Origin of the sequence: Nostoc sp. (assembly GCF_041747015.1) — a bacterium.
GTDB lineage: Bacteria > Cyanobacteriota > Cyanobacteriia > Cyanobacteriales > Nostocaceae > Nostoc.
Genome location: NZ_JBGTFY010000168.1, coordinates 1 through 6779 on the forward strand (window position 1 = coordinate 1; position 6779 = coordinate 6779).

7 protein-coding genes are annotated in these 6779 nt (G+C 43.3%); 6 read left to right on the forward strand and 1 reads right to left on the reverse strand.

All coding sequences use genetic code 11. From position 1 onward, the window contains the following. The 6 genes from ACEW80_RS13390 to ACEW80_RS13415 form a co-directional block, all read left to right on the forward strand. The coding region (locus ACEW80_RS13390; RefSeq protein WP_373527052.1) for an alpha/beta hydrolase at window positions 1–804 on the forward strand (804 nt) is incomplete at its 5' end. A 203-nt stretch (window positions 805–1007) separates the two neighbouring features. After that, a complete protein-coding gene (locus ACEW80_RS13395) occupies window positions 1008–2342 on the forward strand; it encodes an ABC transporter substrate-binding protein (RefSeq protein ID WP_373527053.1) in 1335 nt (444 codons plus the stop codon). Between the two features lie 59 nt (window positions 2343–2401). Further along, on the forward strand, window positions 2402–3313 hold the full coding sequence (locus tag ACEW80_RS13400; RefSeq protein ID WP_373527054.1) for a carbohydrate ABC transporter permease: 912 nt from the start codon (window positions 2402–2404) through the stop codon (window positions 3311–3313). Window positions 3314–3316: 3 nt separating this feature from the next. After that, window positions 3317–4201, forward strand: coding sequence for a carbohydrate ABC transporter permease (locus ACEW80_RS13405; RefSeq protein WP_373527055.1), 885 nt, complete (start codon window positions 3317–3319; stop codon window positions 4199–4201). Window positions 4202–4209: 8 nt separating this feature from the next. Next, complete coding sequence (locus ACEW80_RS13410; protein ID WP_373527056.1) at window positions 4210–5310, forward strand: ABC transporter ATP-binding protein; 1101 nt, start codon at window positions 4210–4212, stop codon at window positions 5308–5310. A gap of 569 nt (window positions 5311–5879) precedes the next feature. Beyond that, the gene (locus ACEW80_RS13415; protein WP_196516678.1) at window positions 5880–6248 is read left to right on the forward strand and encodes a hypothetical protein; all 369 of its coding nucleotides are present in this window, start codon (window positions 5880–5882) and stop codon (window positions 6246–6248) included. Window positions 6249–6289: 41 nt separating this feature from the next. Here ACEW80_RS13415 and ACEW80_RS13420 read toward each other — a convergent pair whose 3' ends face one another. Next, the gene (locus ACEW80_RS13420; RefSeq protein ID WP_373527057.1) at window positions 6290–6583 is read right to left on the reverse strand and encodes a hypothetical protein; all 294 of its coding nucleotides are present in this window, start codon (window positions 6581–6583) and stop codon (window positions 6290–6292) included. Window positions 6584–6779: the final 196 nt, after the last annotated feature.

The following is a 6779-nucleotide window of genomic DNA, read 5'->3' on the forward strand; positions in this document are numbered from 1 at the left end:
GTTTTAATTCCTTTACAACCCGGTCATGGACGCTCAGGTAACTGGGGGCTGCAAAATCCTCCACCTCTGCCAACAGATATTGAGATTTATCAACAATTTGTAATCAAATGGTTGCAGATTGCAAAAACCCTCGGTCAACAAGTTGTGATTGGTGGATTATCAACCGGTGGAACTTTAGCTGCTTGGTTAGCTTTAGAGCATCCTGAGCAAATTGACCGCACCTTATTGTTCACGCCTTATTTGGGTAGCCGCTATTCACTATTCGATCAACTTATCAAAATATTGCCTATTTACTTTGAATGGTTCAACAAAGATGCATCGGGTAATTTTGGTTATAAAGGTTTTTGTCTCAAGGCTTTGCGGATATTTTTAGAATTGGGATATCAGGTTTTAGAAAAGGCTGAAGGTTGTGTTTCTGCCCCTATCTTAATGGTATGTAGTGAGGCAGATCATGCTGTTAATCGATCGAAACAGCAAGCTTTTTTCCGAAGAGTACTTAATCAGCAACCAAAATCCTGGTATTACTGCTTCGATGATTCGCTTCAAATTGAACATCGAATGATGACAAAACTGGAAGATAATGATTATGAGGAACTGGTAATTACCCTTGCTAAAGCATTTGTTGAGAGTGATTTGAACTGGGTAGAATTTGAGCAAATGGCAAAGCGAATAGCGCAGGGACAAGGCTATGACCAAATCATGCGGGAACTCAACTTTGATGAACAAGTTTCTCAACAGCTATCTGCAATGATGACTCAAGGTTTTGGCTGTGAGCATCTTAAATGTATCAATCCAGATTCTTAGTACCGCAAGGCGTAATTCGTAATTCGTATTTAACTTATCTTGCAATCAAATTACTTATTTGTAAGCCAGATGGGTGTTAAATTTATTAAATTACTTGTTTATTGCTCAAGGGTTTTGATAAAAAATAATACAGAATAATGTTTTGTTAGATATTTTATGTTTTCATTTTCTCATAATTACCATAAGCGATCGCTACATTGATAATGTTGTACCGAAAGCCAATAAACAAGTTGCAAAAATTCATCCAAAAACAAAGTTATTTACATATAGGGTTTTTTTTGGCAACCCTCTTGAGCATCATATTGTTCAGTTGGGTAGCACTCTCACAACAACCAGTTACCCTCAATCTGTTGATGACTGCCCCTGATGCCGAACCTTGGAGGCAGGGTTTGATTAGAGACTTCGAGGCTGAGAACCCAGGTATTCGTATAAACCTAGTTGAAGGGCCAAATGCGACAAATTTGCTCGAAGACCTGTATACCTCATCTTTTATTTTAGGTGAATCTCCTTATGACCTGGTCAATATGGATGTCATCTGGACATCCAAGTTTGCTGCTGCTGGATGGTTGCTACCTTTAGGCGATCGCATTTCTAAAGAGGACTTAGAAGCATTTTCATCCCAGGATGTAGAAGGGGGACGTTACCAAGACAAACTGTACCGCATTCCAGTGCGTTCCGATGTGGGAATGCTCTACTACCGAGAAGATTTAATCAAACAAGCAGGATTGCAACCACCAGAGACATTTGATGATTTGATGCGAATTTCCCAAGTCTTGCAAAAGAAAAAGCAGGTGAATTGGGGCTATGTTTGGCAGGGTCGCCAATATGAAGGACTTGTGGCGATGTTTGCAGAAGTTCTCGATGGCTTTGGTGGCTTCTGGGTTAATCCCGACACTCTCGAAGTTGGGTTAGATCGACCAGAAACATTACGAGCTATTGAGTTTCTGCGTAGTACCGTAAGAGTTGGCGTTTCTCCTCCTGGAGTCACGACTTACCAAGAAGAAGACACCCGGCGCTTGTTTCAAAGTGGTCAAGTAGCATTTTTACGCAGTTGGCCTTATGCGTGGCCTTTAGCCCAGGCAGAAAATTCGCCAATCCAGGGCAAAATAGCGATTAAACCAATGGTTCACGCTCCTGGTAAGACGGGAGCAGCTTGTTTAGGGGGTTGGGGTTTAGGGATTGCTAAATCTTCTCAACATCCCGAAGAAGCTTGGAAAGCAATTCAGTATTTTACCAGTCGAGAAGCACAGCGCCGATTCATTTTGACAGCAGGCTATGTGCCAAGTCGCCGGGATTTGTTTACAGACCCAGAGATTGTTGCTAAATACCCCCACTATCCGCAGTTATTGGAGGTCGTGAACAATGCAGTTTTACGTCCGCTGATCGCCCAATATGCTCAGACATCAGATATTTTACAGCGTTATCTCAGCGCCGCGCTATCCGGTCGGATGAATTCTGAACGAGCAATGCAAGCTGCTGCTGCGGAAACGCGCCGACTGCTGGGAGCAGGGGGAGAGAAATTAAAAATTAAAAATTAAACAACTTGTGCTTTCTGCCTCCTCTTTGCCAATGCCCAATGCCCAATGCCTTATAACAAATGACAAATTTACATACACTTAGAAGTCGAGAACAACAGACAGCATGGATTTTACTAACACCAGCATTGCTGCTGTTGTTGTTTGTATTTGCCTACCCGATTTTACGAGCATTTTGGTTAAGCGTATTTACGAGAAATCTGGGAACAGAGTTACAACCTGTATTCTCTGGTTTGGAAAATTATGTGCGGATGGCGGGGGATGGTCGTTTTTGGCAGAGTTTGTGGGCGACAACGGTGTTTACAACAGCATCAGTAATCTCAGAACTATTGCTAGGACTGGGAGTTGCGCTAGTTCTCAACCAAGCCTTTTTTGGGCGGGGCATAGTGCGTACAATCGCCATTATCCCTTGGGCTTTGCCTACTTCTCTGATTGGTCTGGCGTGGGCTTGGATTTTTAACGATCAGTTTGGGGTTGTGAACGATATTTTGCGGCGATTGGGGCTGATTGAGACTGGGATTAACTGGTTAGGAGATCCAACGCTGGCGATGATAGCAGTGGTTTTTGCTGATGTTTGGAAAACTACGCCGTTTATCGGCATCTTGTTGCTAGCTGGGTTGCAGTCGATATCAAAAGACCTTTATGAGGCTTACTCGGTCGATGGGGCAACTCCTTGGCGAAGCTTCCGCAATATTACCCTGCCACTACTGCTGCCACAAATCTTAATTGCAGTGCTATTTCGGTTTGCTCAAGCTTTTGGCATTTTCGACTTGATTGCTGTGATGACCGGGGGTGGCCCTGGTGGCGCTACGGAAGTGGTGTCATTGTATATTTACTCCACAGTGATGCGCTACTTAGATTTTGGTTATGGAGCAGCTCTGGTAGTGGTGACATTTTTAATATTGATTGCTGCGGTGGCGATCGCTAGTTTCTTGCTTAACAAATACCGTGCCAAAACATCAGGAGCCATTTAACTCATGAGTCTAACTCCACAAGCAGTTCCAACGACTCCAAAACGAACAGAGAAAACCAAGTTTTCTCTTCAAAAAATCTTGTTGCCCATAATAGTTGCATTAGTGGTGATATTCAGCCTAGCGCCAGCCTTATGGCAATTGCTGACCTCGTTTAAAGTGAATGAGGATATTGCCGCCGTTCCTACTGTCTATTTCCCCACACGATTCACTTTCAATCACTACATTGAGTTATTCACCCGTCGCCCATTTTGGCGTTACATCTTCAACAGTGCCTTTGTATCGATTACTTCTACAGCTGTATCTTTAGCGATCGGCGCACCTGCGGCTTATGCCCTCGCACGGTTACGCCCTTGGGGTGAAAGGGTTATCCTCGCCAGCGTTCTAATTGTTACCTTATTTCCCGGAATTCTCTTGTTCTTAGGACTGTTAGAAATTATCCAGGCGCTTAAACTCGGCAACAATTATCTGGCGCTGATTATACCCTATACTGCCATCAATTTGCCGCTAACAATTTTAGTACTTAGAAGCTTTTTTCAACAATTACCAAAAGATTTAGAAGATTCCGCTAGGGTCGATGGCTACAACACCTTTCAACTACTATGGCAAATCGTGCTGCCCATGACCCTTCCGGCCTTAGTGACTACTGGAATCCTCACCTTTATTTTTGCTTGGAACGAGTTTATTTTCGCTCTCACGTTTATGACTCGTGAAGAATTGAAGACAATTCCCGTTGCTGCGGCTCAGTTGGGTGGTGCGACAGTATTTGAAATTCCCTATGGTGCGATCGCTGCTGCAACTGTTGTGGGCACATTACCCCTGATTTTACTAGTTTTGTTTTTCCAGCGCCGGATTGTCCAAGGTCTTACCGCTGGTGCTGTCAAAGGATAGAAATCAAAATGGCTAAACTCGAACTCACAAACTTGAATAAAACCTATAATCCTAAAGTCATCCCTGTTAAGGACGTTAGTTTAACTGTAGATAACCATGAGTTTCTCACTTTACTTGGCCCTTCTGGCTGTGGCAAATCTACCGTCCTACGCATGATTGCGGGTCTTGAAGAACCGACTAGCGGTCAGATTAAGATTGGGGAGGTGGATGTCACCTATAAACGAGCAGCCGATCGCAACATTGCAATGGTATTTCAAAGCTATGCACTCTATCCCCACATGACGGTGTACGAAAACCTTGCTTCTGGACTCAAGCTAAAAAAAGTACCACCTACAGAAATTAAACAGCGAGTGGCAGAAGTGGCAGAAGTTTTAGGATTAGCAGAGTTAATGAACCGTAAGCCTGGACAAATGTCTGGAGGTCAACGCCAACGGGTGGCTGTTGGTCGTGCTTTGGTGCGTAATGCCAATGTATACCTGCTGGATGAACCCTTAAGTAACCTGGATGCACTACTGCGGGAACGAGTCCGAGCCGATATCAAGCAAATTTTTGCAGCCCAAAAAGTGCCAGTTGTCTACGTTACCCACGACCAAACAGAAGCGATGACGCTCTCCACAAAAGTTGCATTGCTCAACGATGGCTATGTCCAGCAACTTGATCCACCTGACCGCATCTATAACCATCCAGCTAATCTATTTGTGGCTGGATTTGTTGGTAGTCCACAAATGAATTTGCTGACTTTACCTTGTAAGGGACAATATGCGATCGTGGGTAACTTCCAAGTGCTTCTCCCAGATATACCAACAGTACCACCGCAGATTGTTCTGGGAATCCGTCCAGAAGATGTCCGCATTGCTCGACCAGGTGATACCCAAACTATCCAAGGGCAAGTGTTTTTAGTGGAAAACTTGGGTATGCACTATTTAGTCAGTGTCAGGATTGAGGGTTCACAAACCCGAGCGATTACAGTACGTGCTTTGTTGCCAACAGACCAAAATTGGAGTGGCGAGGATATTACATTAGCATTGCCCCCTGAGGATATTCACTGGTTTGATGTTCAATCTGGCCATGCTCTTGTTAAAAGACAAATGTTAGATGTCAGGAGCTAGTACATTACGGCGTAAATAAACCACCTATTCTAAATCAATGAAACTCTTACACTGTATTCATTTTGACTTTTGACCCTTCGACTGCGCTCAGGGTCAAGGTTGAGCGAAGCCTTGACTTTTGACTTCCGCCTTGCGGTACTATTATTACAGTTGTAGATACCCCAACTCCTGGTTGGCGTTGTACCAAATGGAAAACATGAGTTTAACCAGGGAGCGTATGAATCTAATGTTTCCTAATTTTCTGCCATCACAAATTAATCAACTAACAGCTCCAAAAGCGATCGCTTTTTACTAGCTGTATCGTCACTTTTGCTGCTGACAAACAAGGTTGTACTCTCTCTCAACAGCTGCCAGCAGCAAAGCGTGCAAGGACAACAGATAAGGTTTGGCAAAATCCCCAATTCTTGCAACTGCAAAATACTTGAAACCCTTGATTTATCGTTACAATAGTATTAGTAGTTAATAACCCCCAGAGGGTTAGTCTGAGCGCTATTGAGCTTACTCGTCGTCAGGAGATTCCTTATCTTCTTCGTCATCCTTGTCAAAATTTGTATTGCTGAGGGGGACTTATGGGTGAATCGAAACGCCGAAAGGCAATATTAGGCAATCACTATGGTTTGCCTAATATTTTCAATGAAGTCCAATCAATGTGGACGCAGATTAATTTCTCGATCAAGCGAGTAAAAGATTCTGATAATGGATGTTTACTTGTTCAGTGTTCCAACAACGACCGAGGATTCCATCAAGACACTATTGCCCAACTTCAAAAAGAAATAGAAAATTGGAAATGTGATTTGGATATTCCTATCTTGATCCAAGTTCTCCCAAGGGGAGTTAAAAATTCAGAAACTAAACTTTTTGATGGGTTCGTTACCCTTTGGTGCAATTGTCCGGAATTTGAATTGTGGCGAGAAATATTTGAAACTAAACGAGTTTAGTGAACTTTGTTGCATTAAATTATTGTTTCCTAGCTGCACCATCATTTCTGTTGCCTCCACTCGATTTTGTACTCCCGTTCCACAGCCGCCAGCAGCTTTGCCTGCAAGGATGACAGATACGGTTTAGCTTGTTTCCCCAAACCCTGCAACAGCCAATCTACAGAAGAGTCACGGCTGGCCACTTGATGCAACTGCCGTAACCTCACACATAGCTGCTGCATGAATCTACAATCTTCATCAAGCAATTCCAGTGATTTCAGGCGTTCGATTTTTACGGTGTAGTCCCCATCCCATGTCTGGAGTGTACAGCTGTATTCGCCAACATGAGTTACCACTCCCCAATAACCCGCTTTACCCCTTAAGTCTGGGTCATCTTTAGGCAGAAGAATGCTGTGACTTGAAGAAGATTTTGGACAGGTTGTCCAACTTCACCTTCCAAAACTAGATGTCCAACTTTACCTTCCAAAAACATGAAAAAGATAACATCTAGAAAAATTAAAGAAAAAGTTGACGAGGAGTTATATTAAAACA